The sequence below is a fragment of the Shewanella zhangzhouensis genome (assembly GCF_019457615.1).
In the GTDB taxonomy this organism is placed as follows: Bacteria; Pseudomonadota; Gammaproteobacteria; order Enterobacterales; family Shewanellaceae; genus Shewanella; species Shewanella zhangzhouensis.
Genome location: NZ_CP080414.1, coordinates 2904250 through 2921802, shown reverse-complemented (window position 1 = coordinate 2921802; position 17553 = coordinate 2904250). Strand labels below are relative to the sequence as shown.

Annotated in this window: 18 protein-coding genes; all 18 read left to right on the top strand. The window is 53.3% G+C overall.

The window, feature by feature from the left end; all coding sequences use genetic code 11:
* Position 1 precedes the first annotated feature (1 nt).
* Entirely contained in the window at positions 2-448 is a 447-nt protein-coding gene (gene fliJ, locus K0H63_RS12780; RefSeq protein ID WP_220065006.1) for a flagellar export protein FliJ, read from the top strand.
* A 154-nt stretch (positions 449-602) separates the two neighbouring features.
* Positions 603-2336, top strand: a complete 1734-nt coding sequence (locus K0H63_RS12775; protein ID WP_220065005.1) for a flagellar hook-length control protein FliK — start codon at positions 603-605, stop codon at positions 2334-2336.
* Between the two features lie 84 nt (positions 2337-2420).
* Positions 2421-2948 carry a flagellar basal body-associated protein FliL gene (fliL, locus tag K0H63_RS12770; RefSeq protein WP_220065004.1) on the top strand — a complete coding sequence of 176 codons (528 nt, stop codon included), beginning with the start codon at positions 2421-2423 and terminating at the stop codon, positions 2946-2948.
* 38 nt (positions 2949-2986) lie between these two features.
* A complete protein-coding gene (gene fliM / locus K0H63_RS12765; protein ID WP_220065003.1) occupies positions 2987-4015 on the top strand; it encodes a flagellar motor switch protein FliM in 1029 nt (342 codons plus the stop codon).
* 11 nt (positions 4016-4026) lie between these two features.
* Positions 4027-4401: a flagellar motor switch protein FliN gene (gene fliN, locus K0H63_RS12760; RefSeq protein ID WP_220065002.1), complete on the top strand. Its 375-nt coding sequence runs from the start codon at positions 4027-4029 to the stop codon at positions 4399-4401.
* Between the two features lie 38 nt (positions 4402-4439).
* Positions 4440-4793, top strand: coding sequence for a flagellar biosynthetic protein FliO (fliO, locus tag K0H63_RS12755; protein ID WP_258405541.1), 354 nt, complete (start codon positions 4440-4442; stop codon positions 4791-4793).
* Positions 4790-5539, top strand: coding sequence for a flagellar type III secretion system pore protein FliP (fliP, locus tag K0H63_RS12750; protein ID WP_220065000.1), 750 nt, complete (start codon positions 4790-4792; stop codon positions 5537-5539). Before fliO ends, fliP begins: the two co-directional genes overlap by 4 nt.
* A gap of 5 nt (positions 5540-5544) precedes the next feature.
* Positions 5545-5814, top strand: a complete 270-nt coding sequence (fliQ, locus tag K0H63_RS12745) for a flagellar biosynthesis protein FliQ (protein ID WP_220064999.1) — start codon at positions 5545-5547, stop codon at positions 5812-5814.
* On the top strand, positions 5814-6602 hold the full coding sequence (gene fliR / locus K0H63_RS12740) for a flagellar biosynthetic protein FliR (RefSeq protein WP_220064998.1): 789 nt from the start codon (positions 5814-5816) through the stop codon (positions 6600-6602). The genes fliQ and fliR overlap by 1 nt, the downstream gene beginning before the upstream one ends.
* A gap of 1 nt (position 6603) precedes the next feature.
* Positions 6604-7737, top strand: a complete 1134-nt coding sequence (flhB, locus tag K0H63_RS12735) for a flagellar biosynthesis protein FlhB (protein ID WP_220064997.1) — start codon at positions 6604-6606, stop codon at positions 7735-7737.
* Between the two features lie 99 nt (positions 7738-7836).
* Positions 7837-9936, top strand: a complete 2100-nt coding sequence (gene flhA, locus K0H63_RS12730; RefSeq protein ID WP_011760396.1) for a flagellar biosynthesis protein FlhA — start codon at positions 7837-7839, stop codon at positions 9934-9936.
* 12 nt (positions 9937-9948) lie between these two features.
* Positions 9949-11340, top strand: coding sequence for a flagellar biosynthesis GTPase FlhF (flhF, locus tag K0H63_RS12725; protein ID WP_220064996.1), 1392 nt, complete (start codon positions 9949-9951; stop codon positions 11338-11340).
* A gap of 4 nt (positions 11341-11344) precedes the next feature.
* The gene (locus tag K0H63_RS12720) at positions 11345-12226 is read left to right on the top strand and encodes a MinD/ParA family protein (RefSeq protein WP_011760394.1); all 882 of its coding nucleotides are present in this window, start codon (positions 11345-11347) and stop codon (positions 12224-12226) included.
* The gene (locus K0H63_RS12715; protein WP_220064995.1) at positions 12219-12938 is read left to right on the top strand and encodes an RNA polymerase sigma factor FliA; all 720 of its coding nucleotides are present in this window, start codon (positions 12219-12221) and stop codon (positions 12936-12938) included. The genes K0H63_RS12720 and K0H63_RS12715 overlap by 8 nt, the downstream gene beginning before the upstream one ends.
* A gap of 44 nt (positions 12939-12982) precedes the next feature.
* Positions 12983-13366, top strand: a complete 384-nt coding sequence (cheY, locus tag K0H63_RS12710; RefSeq protein ID WP_011760392.1) for a chemotaxis response regulator CheY — start codon at positions 12983-12985, stop codon at positions 13364-13366.
* A 13-nt stretch (positions 13367-13379) separates the two neighbouring features.
* Positions 13380-14117 (top strand): protein phosphatase CheZ, encoded by a 738-nt coding sequence (locus K0H63_RS12705; protein ID WP_011760391.1) that lies wholly within the window; start codon positions 13380-13382, stop codon positions 14115-14117.
* 15 nt (positions 14118-14132) lie between these two features.
* Positions 14133-16412, top strand: a complete 2280-nt coding sequence (locus K0H63_RS12700) for a chemotaxis protein CheA (RefSeq protein WP_220064994.1) — start codon at positions 14133-14135, stop codon at positions 16410-16412.
* Positions 16413-16442: 30 nt separating this feature from the next.
* Complete coding sequence (locus tag K0H63_RS12695) at positions 16443-17552, top strand: protein-glutamate methylesterase/protein-glutamine glutaminase (protein ID WP_220064993.1); 1110 nt, start codon at positions 16443-16445, stop codon at positions 17550-17552.
* Position 17553 lies beyond the last annotated feature (1 nt).

Sequence of the window (17553 nt, the reverse complement as noted above, 5' to 3'; positions counted from 1 at the left end):
CATGGCGCGCCCCGATCCGCTGCTGACTGTTTTGAAACTGGCACAGGATGCCGAGGAGCAGGCGGCGCTGCAACTTCGCAGCGCACAGCTGGATCTCGGTCGCCTGAAACAGCAACTGGATGCCCTCAATCAATACCGACTCGACTATATGCGTCAACTTTCCGGCCAGGAAGGTAAGAACATCAGCGCCAGCTATTACCAGCAGTTTCATCGGTTTATTAAGCAAATCGACCAGGCGATAGGCCAACAGGTGCAAAGTGTGACCGGCGCAGAAAGCCAGTTGGAGCACAGGCGCCGTAATTGGCTGGAGAAACAGCAAAAGCGTAAGGCGGTAGAGCTGCTGCTCAAGCATAAGGCTGACAAACGGGAAACCAAAGAGGCGAGGCTTGAGCAAAAATTGCTGGATGAGTTTGCCATGCAGCAATTTATTCGCAAAGGCTCACACTAGCCCGGCTAAGCAAGGGGCGGGATAAGCACAGTAACCAGACGGCCGTACGATTGGCATGGCATTTGCTGGAATCCAGTCAGACTCATAGACTTAGTCCCAATCGGTGTTGTTTTGGCTGGCACGGCGTGCCCAAGACAATGCGGGAGAACCACTGATGCAACAGATCCTCAATGTGCTTTTGGGTTCGGCTGGCGCCGCTGCCGGTCCAGCCAATCCTGAATCATCCGGCACCTCGGCTGAAGGTGTTGATTTTGACTCTATCATTTCAAAAACAGTTGCTTACGAAGAATCATCCGCAAAGAGTTTGCAGGTCAAAGGACCAAAATCGGACAACGCCGCTGATGCCGTCTCCAAGACAGAAGGCGGTGAGGTCAATGGTGATGCCCATGGTGATGGCGTGTCTTCCGTACTGGCCCAAATTCAATTTTCCCGTCAATTTGCCGCCGATAAGACTGCCGTCAAAGGCGGCGAAGCCTTGCCGCCGGAAGCGGCAGCGTCAGAAATACCGGTGGCCATGGTTGATGTTATCGATGATGCATCCGTGGAAATTGCAGCAGACGCGCTGTTTTTACGTTTCAGCGCCCTGATGAAACAGGCGGATGAGGGGGAGAGAGAGCAAATTGCATCCGAGCTTGGCATGTCTTTGTCGGCGCTCATGGCGCTGGATGAAAGCGCATTTAACACATTGATGGCAGATAATCCCACCCTGAAAGAGGGCTTGGCTTTGTTGCTGCAAGCCGATGCGTCGGGTGCTGACACAGATAACGACGCCGGAAATCAGGTCGCGTTGTTGATGCAAACTCTTCTTGGTACGCCGGCGCAGCCGAATGTGTCCGCTGAAAACCCGTCAGAACATGCAGCTGATGTCAGGCAAGGTGTCAGTTCAGCCGAAGCTGCGTTGAATAAGGCCGCCAATCTTGCTCCCGATCAGGCGCGGGGGTTAGATGTGGCCCTGGCGCGCGTTGGCGGTGATCCCCAGTCGGATAATGCTTTTGCCGCCGGTAAGACTATGGCTGGTTCCGCTGAGGTTGCCAGCTCTGAGGCTGTGACAACTGAGACCTTCCGCGCTGAGACGGACGGGAAAAAGGGTGACGCCGGACAGGCATTTACCCGCGCATTGGGGGCCGCTCAGGGGTTGGCGACTGACCCTGTGGCAGGGAAAGAGCAGGGCGACCTTGGAAACAAAGGCGTTTCTGGCATAACACCGCTGGCAGGCGCTGATGCCTCAACCAAGGTCAGCGGCGAGCCACAGGACACGGTCAACGAGGCGCTGTCGTTTAAATCAGTGGAGGCCGCCAGTCGTGCGGCAGACAACAACCTTAAACCGGAGCTGCCTGCCATGGATACCAAGGGCCAGGCTTCAATCGAGTCTGTTGCCGACATTAAGCAGCCATCCCTGCAGCACAGTAGCCGCATCCACGAGACACCTGCCATGACTATGTCGCTGCGCACAGCGCAAGAGCGGCCCATGACACAGCCGGACATGGTTGCCCGATTTGCTCCCGTTATGCACACCCAGCTTATCGCCATGGTCAGGGACGGCATACAACAGGCTGAAATCCGTCTGGATCCACCCGAGCTTGGCTCCATGATGGTTCGCATTCAGGTGCAGGGTAATGAAACCCAGGTTCAGTTCCACGTTAACGCTCAACAAACCAAAGATGTAGTCGAGCAGGCGATGCCGAGATTAAGAGAGCTGCTGGCTCAGCAGGGGATGGAATTAACCGATGGACAGGTATCCCATGAGCGTCGTGGCGATGGCCGCGAACGCCAGGATGCCCCGGAAGGGAGCCAGTTTGTGACCATGGATGAATTTCCAGCAGAAGAGTTACAATTAAGCGCAAATCAGACAACAAGTTATAGCTCGGGTATAGATTATTACGCTTAAGCAGGTAACCTATAGACACTTGTTTAGTTCAGGCTTGAATGAGCCTTGATGCACCCGGGTGCAGAGCAAAAAGGATAAGCCAAGATGGCAGAAGAAGAGTCCCTACAACTGGAAGACACCAGTGCCAAAAAAAGTAAGAAAGGCCTTTTCATCATTATCGGGGTGGTCGTAGCCGCACTGCTGGGCGTGGGTGCCTGGCTGTTTTTGGGCAGCAGCGACCCTGAACCTGTGGCCGGTGATACGGCAACTGAAGCAGCTGGCACAGCCGTGGCTTCAGCCGAGTCAAATTCACGTGAAGCGTTTTATGTGGCCATGCCCAGACCCTTTTTGTTCAATCTGCCCGGCCAACCACGTAGCCGCCTGGTGGAAATCAAGGTGCAGCTGATGGTGCGCGGCGCCGACGATGATGTGCTTATCAAAAAACACATCCCCCTGATTGAAGATGCCTTGCTGACCACATTCAGTGGTGGCGATGTACAAAAGCTGTCGACCCAGGCGGGGAAGGACGAGCTCAGACAGCTGGCGCTGCTGAACGTGCAAAATACCCTGCAACCCGTTACCGGTCGCAAAGTGGTTGAAAAGGTCCTCTTTACCGGTTTTGTGATGCAATAACACAGCTGTTATTGCTATCAATTGAATAAGGCAAGATTGTGACGGATTTACTTAGCCAAGACGAAATTGATGCCCTCCTTCACGGTGTGGATGATGTTGAAGAAGAAGAGGTCAGTGAGGCCGGTGCTTCGGCGCGCTCCTACGACTTCTCTTCCCAGGACAGAATCGTTCGTGGCCGGATGCCAACGCTGGAAATTGTTAACGAGCGATTTGCCCGCCATTTGCGCATAAGCATGTTCAACATGATGCGTCGCGCCGCCGAGGTGTCCATTAACGGCGTGCAGATGCTCAAGTTTGGCGAATACGTTCATACCCTGTTTGTTCCAACCAGCCTGAACATGGTGCGATTTCAACCGCTGAAAGGCACCGCACTTATCACCATGGAAGCCCGGTTGGTGTTTATTTTGGTGGACAACTTTTTTGGCGGCGATGGCCGCTTCCACGCCAAAATTGAAGGTCGCGAATTTACTCCGACAGAGCGGCGCATTGTGCAGCTGCTGCTGAAAATCATCTTCGAAGATTATAAAGACGCCTGGGCGCCGGTAATGGATGTTGAGTTTGATTACCTCGACTCTGAAGTGAACCCTGCTATGGCGAATATCGTCAGCCCCACGGAAGTGGTGGTCGTGAACTCCTTCCACATCGAAGTGGATGGCGGTGGCGGTGATTTTCACATCACCATGCCTTACTCCATGATTGAGCCTATCCGAGAACTGCTGGATGCCGGTGTTCAGAGCGACAAGCAGGATACCGACATGCGTTGGTCTCAGGCGCTCAAGGATGAAATCATGGATGTCGAAGTAGGCTTTGAAGCCACAGTGGTTGAGCACCAGATAAGCCTGAGGGACGTTATGGAGATGCAGGCCGGCGACGTGATACCGATCGAGCTGCCTGAATATGTGTTGATGAAGATTGAAGAGCTGCCCACCTATCGATGCAAACTGGGTAAATCCCGTGAGCAGTTGGCACTCAAAATCTGTGAAAAGATCCCTCGTCCAGAGACAGTGAAAACTGAATTGCAATTGGTGACCCGAAAGGGTAAAGCCAGAGATATCAATGACCTCTAAGGTGATATGAGATGAATACCGAAGACGATTGGGCCGCAGCAATGGCCGAGCAGGCCCTAGAAGAAGCCAAGGCCGCCGAGTTTGAAGAGCTTAAAGACGAGACCAAGCCTCTGAGCAGTGAAGAAGTCGCCAAACTGGATGCCATTTTGGATATTCCAGTGACCATCTCCATGGAAGTGGGACGCAGCTATATCAGCATCCGCAACCTGCTGCAGCTCAATCAGGGCTCAGTGGTTGAACTCGACCGCGTGGCCGGTGAGCCGCTGGATGTGATGGTTAACGGTACCCTGATAGCTCACGGCGAAGTGGTAGTGGTAAACGATAAGTTTGGTATTCGCCTCACTGACGTGATAAGTCAAACCGAGCGAATCAAAAAACTCAAGTAAAACAATAGGGAGCCTGTGTGTCTTTAACTCTACTCTCACTGGCATCCACAGGTTCTGCCGGCACAGATGTCGCCGGCTCTGCGGGTTATGCCACCACCCTGGCCAGCATGATTGGCGGCCTGATTTTAGTGCTCGCGGTGATTTTTGTGCTGGCTTATGTCGTGCGCAGGCTCAATCTGGTGCCGTCGGGTGGCAACGTGGTCCGTACGCTGGCGGTAACTCCGCTGGGTCAGCGTGAAAAGCTGGTGTTGGCCCAGGTCGGAGAGAAACAGTATCTCCTTGGCGTGACTGCATCGCAGATAACCCTGATAGACAAGCTGGACGAGCCTTTGACCATTACCCAGGACTCCTTTGCCAGTCGCCTCAAAATGGCTAAGGACGGCCAAAAATGACCCGCGTGTCAGCGATTTTATTTTGGATGTTGGTGGGCGTGGCATCGCTGCCGGCCTTCGGCGCGGATGGTGTCTTGCCTGCTGTGACAGTTACCACCACCCCGGATGGGGGCACACAATACTCGGTTACACTGCAAATTCTGATGCTGATGACGGCGCTGAGCTTCTTGCCCGCCATGGTCATCATGCTCACCTCCTTTACCCGCATCATAGTTACCCTGTCATTGCTCAGGCAGGCCATCGGTCTGCAGCAGGCGCCCTCGAATCAGGTACTGATTGGCCTGAGCCTCTTTATGACCTTTTTCATTATGGCGCCTGTGTTCGATAAAATTTATGAGCAGGGCGTGAAACCCTACATGGAAGAGACCCTGCCCATCGACCAGGCATTCGAGCGAGGTAAAGAGCCGCTGAAAGCCTTTATGTTGTCGCAGGTGCGTATCACCGACTTGGAAACCTTCGTGAATATCGCCGGTTATGACAACATCAAGTCACCGGAAGAAGCGCCCATGACGGTGATTATTCCTGCCTTTATCACCAGCGAGCTGAAAACGGCCTTCCAGATTGGTTTTATGCTGTTTGTGCCCTTTTTGGTTATCGACCTGGTGGTCGCCAGTATCCTGATGGCCATGGGGATGATGATGCTGTCGCCAATGATTGTGTCATTGCCCTTTAAAATCATGCTGTTTGTGTTGGTGGATGGTTGGAGCCTGGTGATGGGCACGCTGGCCAACAGTTTCGGTACCTGACGCCTATGACTCCAGAAGCCCTGATTGATATCTTCCGCGAAGCGCTGGCGGTGATTGTGATGATGGTGGCCGTCATTATTGTGCCGGGGCTCATCGTTGGCCTGATTGTGGCAGTGTTTCAGGCGGCGACTTCTATTAACGAACAAACTTTGAGCTTTCTGCCACGTCTGCTGGTGACCTTGTTGGCGTTGATGATGGCGGGGCATTGGCTGGTGAGAACCATGATGGACTTCTTTTTGGAGATGGTGCATCTCATTCCGTCGGTAGTAGGGTGATGGAAGTTCTCCTTGATACTCTGATGGAGACTATCAAGGCCTATACCTGGCCCTTGTTTCGCATTTCCGCGATGTTTATGGTGATGCCGGTGTTTGGTGCCAACACCACACCGGTGCGGGTGCGATTGCTGCTGTCTGTTGCCGTGACCTTTGCGGTGAGCCCCATGTTACCGCCCATGCCCCAGGGCGAGCTGTTTGCCCTGAGCTCCGTCTTTATCAGCGCCCAGCAAATCCTGATCGGGGTTGCCATGGGACTGGTTGCGCTGATGATGTTGCAGATTTTCGTGCTCACCGGTCAAATCATAGGGATGCAGACGAGTCTTGGGTTTTCTTTCATGGTGGACCCCGGCTCCGGGCAGCAAACGCCTGTGCTGGGTAATTTCTTCCTCCTGCTCGCCACGCTGATTTTCCTTGCCGTGGACGGCCATCTCACCATGATCCGCATGTTGGTGATGAGCTTTGATACCCTGCCTGTGTCGATGACCGGCATTACCCTTGCCAACTATCACAGCCTCGCGCTTTGGGGCAGCTACATGTTCGGTGCGGCCCTGACCATGTCGTTGTCGGCAATCGTCGCTCTGCTGCTGATTAACCTGTCATTCGGGGTCATGACCCGGGCAGCACCGCAGCTCAATATCTTCGCCATCGGTTTTCCCGTGGTGATGATAAGTGGCCTCTTTATCCTCTGGTTAACCCTGGCGCCTGTCATGTCCCACTTTGGCGAGATATGGGAAGCGGCTCAGGTGTTGCTGTGTGACATTACCCATATTCAATGCAGGGTGAACTGACATGGCAGAAAACGATACCAGTCAGGAACGTACAGAGGAGCCCACGGGGAGGCGACTTGAACAGGCCAGAGAAAAAGGCCAGGTCGCCCGCTCCAAAGAACTGGGCACGGCTGCGGTGCTACTGGCCGCAGCCGTTGGCTTTTTAATGTTGGGCCCGAGCCTGGGCAAGGCAATGCACAATGTGATGACCATGACCATGGTGCAAAGTCGCGAGCAGGTGTTTGATACCAACAGCATGCTTAACATCTGGGTTCCCATAGCCAAGGAGCTGGTATTGCCTGTGCTGGGATTGGTGCTGGTGCTGGCTGCCCTGGCTTTTGCCGGCAACATAGTGCTGGGCGGCATTATTTTCTCCAGTAACGGAATTCTGCCCAAGGCCAGTAAAATGAGCCCGCTGGCGGGCTTTAAGCGCATGTTTGGTGTGCAGGCGCTGATGGAGCTGGGTAAAGGGCTGGCCAAGTTTTCGGTGGTGGCGGTGGCGGCCTATTTTCTGCTGTCGTTTTACTTTCCTGAAATTATTCAGATCTCTGCCGAGCATTTACCGTCCAATGTGTTCCATGCCCTGGATTTGCTCACCTGGATGTTCCTGCTGCTGTGCAGTTCCATGCTTATCATCGCCGTTATTGATGTGCCTTTTCAAATTTGGAACCACAAGAAGCAGCTCAAAATGACCAAACAAGAGGTCAAAGATGAGTACAAGGACACCGAAGGCAAGCCCGAAGTGAAAGGCCGCATTCGTCAGATGCAGCGGGAAATCGCCATGCGTCGTATGATGGCCGAAGTGCCAAAGGCCGACGTGATAGTGGTTAACCCCGAGCATTTTGCCGTTGCCCTGAAATACGATGTAAAACGTTCGCCAGCGCCCTTTGTGCTGGCCAAAGGGGTGGATGCCGTGGCCTTTAAAATTCGCGAAATCGCCCGGGAATACGACATTGCCATTGTGTCGGCGCCGCCACTGGCGCGGGCGATTTACCACACCACCAAGCTCAACCAGCAAGTTCCCGAAGGTCTCTTTACCGCAGTGGCTCAGGTACTTGCCTATGTGTTCCAGCTTCGGCAATACCGTAAAGGCCGAGGCCGCAAGCCAACACCCATTCCACTCAATCAACCGATCCCCGACGAGTTTAAATACTGAGCGGTTAATACACTGACCGTTACTGCGTCTCAGGTTGCCCCTTAATTTGGCTTGGAATTTGCTTTGTAGGCCCAAAGTGTCAATTTTGGGTAGCGTCTGATGGATGTCATGGGCCAATTGGGTCAAATCAAAAAAATGAAACCGGCAAACCTGCAGGGGCTTGGTACCCCGGCGTTGGTGCTTGCGGCCCTGGCAATGATAGTGCTGCCAATGCCGGCGTTTCTGCTCGATATCCTGTTTTCATTCAACATTGCCCTGGCGCTGGTGGTGCTGCTGGTTGCCATTTATACCAACAGGCCATTGGATTTTGCTGCTTTCCCGACAGTTCTGCTGGTGGCAACGCTGCTGAGGTTGGCGCTGAACGTTGCCTCTACCCGTGTTGTACTGCTTGAAGGCCACAATGGTGCCGACGCTGCCGGTAAGGTGATTGAAGCCTTCGGCTCTGTGGTGATCGGTGGTAACTATGCCGTTGGTCTGGTGGTGTTTTTAATCCTAATCATCATCAACTTCGCCGTGGTCACCAAGGGCGCGGGACGTATTTCCGAGGTGAGCGCCCGCTTCACTCTGGATGCCATGCCCGGTAAACAGATGGCCATTGATGCTGACCTTAACGCTGGCCTTATTAATCAGGAACAGGCCCGTACCCGCCGCGCCGAAGTGACCAAGGAAGCCGACTTTTACGGCGCCATGGACGGTGCGTCCAAGTTTGTGAAAGGCGATGCAATCGCCGGGATCATGATCCTGGTGATTAACATCCTTGGCGGCTTTGTTATCGGTATGGTGCAGCACGATCTGGCCTTTATGGATGCAGTAGAAATTTATACTCTGCTGACCATAGGTGACGGCCTGGTGGCCCAGATCCCGGGGCTTCTGCTCTCCATTGCCGCGGCGCTGATGGTGACCCGTCAGAACGAAGAAGGTGACATGGGCGGCATGGTGATGAGTCAGATGTTTGACAATCCCAAGTCGTTGGCCATCGCAGCAGGGGTGCTTTTTATCATGGGCATAGTACCCGGCATGCCCCATCTGGCTTTTTTAACCTTCGCGGTGGCCACTGGCGCTGGCGCGTATTTCCTGCATAAACGCATCGAGAAGCGTAAGCAGCAGGCCCTTGAAGCCGCGGCAAGCGGCAGTGTTGAGAAGCTGGATAATTCACCCAAGGAGCTCGGTTGGGACGATGTGCGCCATGTGGATACCATAGGGCTTGAGGTGGGCTACCGCCTGATCCCGCTGGTGGATAAGGGGCAGGGCGGCGAGCTTTTGTCCCGTATCAAGGGCGTGCGTAAGAAACTGTCGCAGGAACTGGGCTTTTTGGTGCCCGCAGTGCATATCCGGGATAACCTGGATCTCGCCCCCAGCACTTATCGTATCTCGCTGATGGGTGTAGTGGTGGGTGAGGCTGAAATCCGCCACGACTGTGAACTGGCCATTAATCCCGGGCAGGTGTTTGGGCAGCTCGATGGCGTAACGACCCGCGACCCAGCCTTCGGACTCGAAGCGGTTTGGATTGCCCCTGAACTGCGTGAACATGCCCAGACGCTGGGTTATACCGTGGTTGATGCAGCCACTGTGGTGGCAACGCACATCAGTCAGACCCTCAGTAACAACGCCTCCAAGCTGCTCGGCTATGAGGAAGTGCAGCAACTGCTGGATATTCTGGCCAAGCATTCGCCAAAGCTGGTGGACGGCTTTATCCCCGATGTGATGTCCCTCGGCACCGTGGTGAAAGTGATGCAGAACCTGCTCAACGAAGGGGTGTCGGTGCGTGACCTGCGAACCATAGTGCAGACACTGCTGGAATACGGTACCAAGTCCGGTGACACCGAAGTACTCACAGCGGCGGTGCGTATCGCTCTTAAACGTATGATTGTTCAAGAAATAGCCGGGCCTGAGGCGGAAATCCCTGTCATAACTTTGGCACCAGAGTTGGAACAGATGTTGCATCAGTCGATGCAGGCTTCCGGTGGCGATGGTCCCAACATCGAACCCGGATTGGCCGAGCGGATGCAACAGTCACTGGCTGACGCCGCTCAGCGGCAGGAAATGGTGGGTCAACCCGCCATACTGCTGACCTCGGGAATGCTGCGTTCGACCCTGTCGCGCTTTGTGAAGTACACCATTCCCAACCTGAGGGTCATTTCCTACCAGGAAATCCCCGATGAAAAGCAGATTAGAATAGTGTCAGCCGTGGGTCAGTAAGAGGGTAGAAAATTGAAAATCAAACGTTTTTTTGCAAAAGATATGCGTGCCGCTCTGGCTCAGGTAAAAGAAACCCTCGGTGCTGACGCTGTAATCATGTCCAATAAAAAAGTCACCGGTGGTATCGAAATTGTGGCTGCGGTTGATTATGACGAACCCAAGCCTTCGATTGAGGCCAAGGTGGCTGCGCCCAACCCTTTTGATATAAGCGACGATAAGGTGTCCCTGGGTGGCCGTGCGCCAGTGCGTACTAACCGTCAAAAAGTTAACGAGGCACCGGCCGACTCATTGCAGGCCCTGCTTGAGCGCCAGCAAAGCCGCATGAACCAGCAAATGGGCCATGCTGTTGAAGCCGATGACATGCCCGCCTGGGCCCGTGGTTTGGAAGCGCCGGTTGCTCCCAAAATGAAAGATGCTCCCCGCCAGGCCACTTTTACGCCGGATGCCGAGAAAAACCGTGCGCCGGGCCGCCAGCAAATTGAACTGGACGCCATGAAAGAAGAGTTGGCATCACTGCGCAATTTGCTGACCCATCAGGTGTCTTCCCTGATGATGGAGCAGAAAAATCGAACCGATCCTGTGGGCGCCATGCTCGAAACCCGCCTGCTGGAGGCTGAGTTCTCTCCAGCTGTGGCGGCTAAGCTGGCGGGCTTGTCTCAGCACTACAGCCCGGCTGAACTGGTCAAGGCTTTGCCACAAAGCTTGGCAAATATGCTTGATAATCAAGGTGATGATATTGTGAGGCGTGGTGGCGTCGTCGCCTTTGTTGGCCCAACCGGTGTTGGTAAAACCACGTCTATTGCCAAAATTGCGGCCCGATTTGCTGCTCATCACGGCGCCGATCAGGTTGCACTGATCACCACCGACCATTATCGCATTGGAGCCTTTGAGCAATTGGCAACTTATGGCAAAATCATGGGATGTCCTGTTAAGCAAGCTCATGATCTCAATGAGTTGCAACAAATTCTTTATCAGCTGCGCAATCGCAAGCTAGTATTGATAGATACCGCCGGAATGGGACAGCGAGATATGCGACTGGTGGAGCAATTAGACAATTTAACGGCTAACAGTGCCTTGCCGATCCGCAGTTATCTGGTATTGTCAGCAACGTCGCAACGTCGTGTGCTTCAGGATGCGGTTAAACACTTCCAGCGCATCCCTTTATCCGGCGCTGTATTGACCAAACTGGATGAATCTGTTTCTCTGGCCGGCGCATTAAGCGTACTTATCCAGAGTGGGCTGCCACTGAGTTATGTGACTGATGGACAAAGAGTTCCTGAAGATATGAAAGTCGCAGACACCCTGGCGTTGGCAAGACAGGCGCTTGATGCCCTGAATGAACCTGAGTATCAGGGCATCGACAACAATATGTGGTCGGAAAGCACGACCTTTGCGTTCGAGTAAAGCTATGACCCGTGATCAAGCAAGCGGTTTACGTATGATGAATCAGCCATATAACGAAAAAGTAAAAGTCATTGCCGTGACAGGCGGCAAAGGTGGGGTAGGCAAGACCAGCGTGTCCATCAATACGGCTGTGGCTCTGGCAGAAAAGGGCAAACGGGTATTGGTACTGGATGCCGACCTCGGCTTGGCTAACGTCGATGTGATGTTGGGTCTGCGTGCCGAAAAAAATCTCTCCCATGTGTTGTCCGGGGACGCCGAACTGGACGATATCATTCTGCGTGGTCCCAAGGGCATAGGCATAGTACCCGCTACGTCGGGTACTCAGGCGATGGTCGAGCTGACCGCTGCGCAGCATGCAGGTCTTATCCGGGCCTTCAGTGAAATGCGCACCCAATTCGATGTGCTTATTGTCGATACCGCAGCCGGTATCTCCGACATGGTGCTCAGTTTCTCCCGTGCGGCTCAGGATGTGTTGGTTGTGGTATGTGACGAGCCTACGTCTATCACAGATGCCTATGCACTCATCAAAATCCTCAGCCGTGAGCATGGTGTGTTCAGGTTCAAGATTGTGGCAAATATGGTTCGCAGCCTACGCGAGGGCATGGAGCTTTTTGCTAAACTCAGCAAGGTGACTGACCGTTTTCTCGACGTGGCTCTTGAATTGGTTGCAACCATTCCCTTCGATGAAAACTTGCGAAAATCAGTACGTAAGCAAAAATTGATTGTAGAGGCTTACCCCAAATCACCTGCTGCCATTGCCTACCATGGGCTGGCGAATAAGGTGATGAGTTGGCCTATTCCGCAGCAACCCGGTGGCCATCTCGAATTTTTCGTAGAGCGGCTGGTACATCGTCCCGATTATCAAGAGGACAGAGCGAGTGAATAAAGCCGCGGCGTATACCTCCATGGAGAGTAAAACCTCCATCGTTGAACAGTACGCACCGCTGGTTAAAAGAATCGCGCACCACATGTTGGCCAGATTGCCGGCATCCGTACAGTTGGACGACTTGCTGCAGGCGGGCATGATTGGCCTGCTCGAGGCTTCGGCCAAATTTGACGGCGGCAAAGGCGCCAAGTTTGAAACCTTTGCTGGCATTCGAATTCGTGGTGCCATGCTGGATGAAATCCGTAAAGGTGATTGGGTTCCACGTTCTGTTCATCGTAATCAGCGCAGAGTCGCCCAGGTGATAGACGAACTGGAACAAGAGCTCGGACGTGATGCCCGGGACACAGAAATTGCCGAAAGACTTGATATGTCGATGGAGGAATACCATCATATCCTCAATGATGTTTCTGTTGGTAAAATCATAGGGATAGAAGATTTAGGCGTATCACACGATGTTCTGGTTCCCGACGGGGAACAAACCAACGACATTTATGATGACCTGGCTCAGAACCAGTTCCAGCAGGCTTTGGCAGATGCCATTCGCCAGTTACCCGAGCGGGACGCGCTGGTGTTATCACTTTATTACGATGAAGCACTGAATTTAAAAGAAATAGGCGCCATTCTTGATGTGAGTGAGTCGCGGGTATGCCAGATCCACAGTCAGGCGATGCTCAGGCTCAAAGGTAAGCTCAAGCATTGGACACAAGTATAAATTATTATTTGAGCAGCTAGAGTGTCAGCTCACCGGAGGAAACCTTGGACAAGAATATGAAGATTCTCATTGTTGACGACTTTTCAACAATGAGACGTATCATCAAGAACTTGTTGCGAGACTTGGGGTTTAATAACACCCAGGAAGCAGATGATGGCTCAACCGCCTTGCCGATGCTGCAAAAGGGTGATTTCGATTTTGTGGTTACCGATTGGAACATGCCGGGCATGCAGGGTATCGATTTGCTCAAAGCGATTCGCGCCGATGAAAACCTGAAGCATATTCCGGTACTGATGGTGACCGCTGAAGCCAAGCGTGAGCAGATTATTGCCGCCGCTCAGGCTGGCGTAAATGGCTATGTGGTTAAGCCTTTTACTGCTGCGACACTGAAAGAGAAGCTGGACAAGATATTCGAACGACTTGGTTGAGCAAGGATGAGCTATGCAGGCAAACACATCAGGGCTCATTAGTCTCGAACAGGCACAGGAACTCGTCACGCTCCTCAGTGCAGGTGAGCAGGAAAAGGCTGATTTACTGCTGCGGGACCTTGCTGTCCCCATTCAGAAAGAGCTGTTTGACGAAGTGGGTAAGCTGACCCGCCAATTACACAGTGCGCTGGTTGATTTTCAGTTGGACAGTCGCCTGATGGAACTGGCCAGTATCGACATTCCTGACGCCAAAGAGCGACTGAACTACGTCATCGATATGACGGAGCAGGCAGCCAATAAAACCATGGATGCCGTAGAAGAGTGTTTGCCTCTCGCTGACGCCCTCATTAACCATATTCAAACCGTCATGCCAGCCTGGGATAAGCTCATGCGGCGTGATATCGACATTACTGAGTTCAAAAGCCTGTGCCATGACGTACAGCAGCTGATGAATCGCAGTGCCATGGACTCAGAAAGACTGCGCGAGCTTTTGAATCAGATTTTAATGGCGCAGGACTTCCAGGATCTGACCGGACAGATGATCCGCCGTGTTATCGATTTGGTTCGTGAAGTCGAGAATAGCCTGGTGTCAATGTTGACCGTCTTTGGCGAGCAACCAGCCACAGAAGTTACCCAGAAGAGTACCAGCAGCATAGAAGCGGAAGGTCCAATCATGAATGCCGAGCTTCGTCAGGATGTGGTGACTGGTCAGGATGAAGTCGATGACCTGCTGTCCAGCCTGGGTTTCTGATAAGGAGTCAATTTAATGTCATTTGATGTTGATGAAGAGATTCTGCAGGATTTTTTGATAGAAGCCGGCGAAATTCTCGAGCTTCTGCAGGAACAATTGGTTGCTCTTGAGAATAATCCGGAAGACACGGATCTGCTCAATGCCATTTTCCGGGGCTTTCACACGGTTAAAGGTGGGGCTGGCTTCCTGGGGCTCGCACCCATGGTGGACGTGTGCCATGAATCGGAAAATACCTTTGATTTGCTCCGAACAGGTAAACGCCACGTCACCGCTGAACTGATGGATATCATTCTTCAGTCGGTGGACGCAATCAATACCATGTTCGCCCAAACTCAGGCAGGACAAGAGCAAGAACCTGCCTCTGCCGAGTTACTGGATAAACTCAAGCTTCTGTCCTCCGGCGCACCCTTACCGTCTGAAGGCGGAGAAGCCCCCTCATCGCCTTCATCTGAACCTACGATAAACGTGGACGATGAGATTCCCGGCGTTGAGCTTTTTGGCGACCTTGAAGAGCCTGTGGCGGCTGAGCCCGCTAGCCAGGCACCTGCCATGAGTGATGATTTTCTGTTTGACTCACCCGCCAGTGATTCCAGCATTGACGAAATCAACGAAGCCGAATTCGAAGCACTCCTGGATGCGCTGCACGGAAGTGGTAAAGGCCCTGGTGTCACCGGAGCGACTGGCGCTGCGCCAAGTACCGACAAAGCTGCCGCCAAAGCCGCACCTGCCGGTGATGAAATTACCGACGACGAGTTTGAAGCCTTACTCGATGAACTCCATGGTTCGGGCAAGTTTAAAGCCACCACCGATAAAGTGGTTGCCAAAGTGGAAGACAGTCCCGCAGACCATGTAGACACTGATGAAATCACCGATGACGAGTTTGAAAAGTTGTTGGATGAACTTCACGGTAAGGGTACCGGGCCCGGTATTGCATCTGCAGCTAAACCTGCCTCGCCAGCAGTGAGTCAGCCCAAATCAGCCGCAGCGCCCGCCGAGTCGCCAAAGCCCGTTGTAAAACCCTCATCATCTGTTGAAGCACCAAAACCTGTTGCTGCAGCAGAAAAAAGTCCAGCACCTGTCGCAAAAGCCGCACCGGCAGGCGGCGCCTCTGTGCCTCAGGGGGAGACCACTGTCAGGGTCGACACTGCCCGACTCGACCAGATCATGAACATGGTCGGTGAGTTGGTGCTGGTACGTAACCGCTTGGTCAGCCTGGGTGTTACCCGCGAAGACGAGGAAATGTCCAAAGCCTTGGCTAACCTCGATTTGGTGACAGCCGATTTACAGGGCGCCGTGATGAAAACACGGATGCAGCCCATCAAGAAGGTATTCGGCCGTTTCCCACGGGTAGTACGTGACCTAGCACGCAGCCTCAATAAAGAAATTGACTTGGTGCTGGTCGGCGAGGAAACAGATCTCGATAAAAACCTGGTGGAGGCCCTCGCAGACCCTCTGGTGCACCTGGTGCGCAACTCAGTCGACCACGGGATTGAAATGCCCGCCGATCGTGTAGCCAGTGGTAAACCTAAGACAGGTACCATTACCCTATCTGCCAGTCAGGAAGGGGATCATATTCTCCTGAAAATCGAAGACGACGGCGCTGGGATGGACCCGGAAAAACTCAAGGCCATCGCCGTAAAACGCGGTGTACTTGATGAAGATGCCGCGGCCCGTATGTCGGACCATGAGGCCTACAATCTGATTTTTGCTCCCGGTTTCTCCACCAAAACCGAAATTTCCGATATTTCTGGCCGTGGTGTGGGTATGGACGTGGTGAAAACCCGTATTACCCAGCTCAACGGTACCGTGCACATCGATTCGGTTAAAGGCAAGGGCACCATCCTTGAGATTAAAGTGCCGCTGACGCTGGCGATTATGCCAACCCTGATGGTGGAAGTGGCCAAGCAGGTATTTGCTCTGCCACTGTCGAGCGTCAATGAGATATTCCACCTGGATTTGACCAAGACCAACATAGTGGATGGTCAGTTGACTGTGATTTTCCGGGATAAGGCCGTTCCCCTCTTTTATCTGGAGCAGTGGCTGAGCCGCCGCAAAACCAAGTTCAAGCATGGTGACAAAAAGCACGGTCATGTGGTGATAGTGCAGTTGGGGACGATGCAAATTGGTTTTGTGGTCGATGCCCTAATCGGTCAGGAAGAAGTGGTGATTAAGCCGCTTGGCGCTTTGCTCCATGGCACGCCGGGTATGGCCGGTGCCACTATTACCTCAGACGGTGGAATAGCGCTGATTCTGGATGTTCCCGGATTATTGAAACATTATGCCAAGCGGAAGTAGCCCGAGCGCGTGCTGTTGGCAGGAATATAAATGACAATAAAAGTATTGGTCGTTGATGACTCAAGCTTTTTCCGACGCCGGGTCAGTGAAATAGTCACTCAGGACCCGGAGTTGGAGGTAGTTGCAACGGCATCCAACGGTATGGAAGCCATTAAGATGGCCTTGGAGCACAAGCCTCAGGTCATTACCATGGATATTGAAATGCCGGTGATGGACGGTATTACGGCTGTGCGCGAAATTATGGCCAAAATACCGACCCCCATTTTGATGTTTTCCTCTTTGACCCACGATGGCGCCAAAGCGACTCTGGATGCGCTGGATGCCGGGGCATTGGACTTTTTGCCCAAGCGGTTTGAAGACATCGCCACCAACAAAGACGAGGCGATTAAGCTTTTGCAGCAGAGGGTTAAAGCCCTTGGCAGAAGAAGGCTGTTCAGACCCGTCATTTCCAGAAGCCCCACACCAGAGCCAACCCGCCCCGCCATCGGCTCTCGGCCTCAGGTGCAATTGCAACGTCCTCAGACGCCTGCTGCTGCACCAGTGAGTGTGCGTGCCAGTGGAAAGCAATATAAATTGTTGGCGATAGGTACATCAACCGGCGGCCCGGTTGCACTGCAGAAAATCCTGACGCAGTTTCCCGCCAATTATCCGTTGCCTATTGTGCTTATCCAGCACATGCCGGCGGCTTTTACCCCGGCGTTTGCTCAGCGGCTCAATGGCCTGTGTCGCATTTCGGTGAAGGAAGCCGCTAACGGTGATTTGCTGCAGCCTGGCTGTGCCTATCTGGCGCCCGGCGGCATGCAAATGATGATAGAAAAGGCGGGTGTCAGCGGGCGTATCAAGATAGTCGCTGGCAATGCAGATATGAATTACAAGCCCTGTGTTGATATTACCTTTGCGTCTGCCTCAAAGGCTTATGGAGGTGATGTGCTGGCTGTGGTGCTGACAGGTATGGGTGCCGATGGCCGCGAAGGGGCGCGCATGCTCAAAAATCTGGGCGCTACCATCTGGGCCCAGGACGAAGCGAGTTGCGTGGTTTACGGTATGCCTCAGGCTGTTACTGCTGCCGGGATATCCTCCCAGTCCATCGGGCTTGAGAATATGGCCGAAGCCATTTTAAAAGAGTCAGGCCGTGGCTGAC

Excerpts from the sequence above, each read along its gene's own strand:
- fliJ (WP_220065006.1), top strand. The coding sequence starts at position 2 with ATGGCGCGCCCCGATCCGCTGCTGACTGTTTTGAAACTGGCACAGGAT.
- K0H63_RS12775 (WP_220065005.1), top strand. The coding sequence starts at position 603 with ATGCAACAGATCCTCAATGTGCTTTTGGGTTCGGCTGGCGCCGCTGCC.
- fliL (WP_220065004.1), top strand. The coding sequence starts at position 2,421 with ATGGCAGAAGAAGAGTCCCTACAACTGGAAGACACCAGTGCCAAAAAA.
- fliN (WP_220065002.1), top strand. The coding sequence starts at position 4,027 with ATGAATACCGAAGACGATTGGGCCGCAGCAATGGCCGAGCAGGCCCTA.
- fliP (WP_220065000.1), top strand. The coding sequence starts at position 4,790 with ATGACCCGCGTGTCAGCGATTTTATTTTGGATGTTGGTGGGCGTGGCA.
- fliQ (WP_220064999.1), top strand. The coding sequence starts at position 5,545 with ATGACTCCAGAAGCCCTGATTGATATCTTCCGCGAAGCGCTGGCGGTG.
- fliR (WP_220064998.1), top strand. The coding sequence starts at position 5,814 with ATGGAAGTTCTCCTTGATACTCTGATGGAGACTATCAAGGCCTATACC.
- flhB (WP_220064997.1), top strand. The coding sequence starts at position 6,604 with ATGGCAGAAAACGATACCAGTCAGGAACGTACAGAGGAGCCCACGGGG.
- flhA (WP_011760396.1), top strand. The coding sequence starts at position 7,837 with ATGGATGTCATGGGCCAATTGGGTCAAATCAAAAAAATGAAACCGGCA.
- K0H63_RS12720 (WP_011760394.1), top strand. The coding sequence starts at position 11,345 with ATGACCCGTGATCAAGCAAGCGGTTTACGTATGATGAATCAGCCATAT.
- K0H63_RS12705 (WP_011760391.1), top strand. The coding sequence starts at position 13,380 with ATGCAGGCAAACACATCAGGGCTCATTAGTCTCGAACAGGCACAGGAA.
- K0H63_RS12700 (WP_220064994.1), top strand. The coding sequence starts at position 14,133 with ATGTCATTTGATGTTGATGAAGAGATTCTGCAGGATTTTTTGATAGAA.
- K0H63_RS12695 (WP_220064993.1), top strand. The coding sequence starts at position 16,443 with ATGACAATAAAAGTATTGGTCGTTGATGACTCAAGCTTTTTCCGACGC.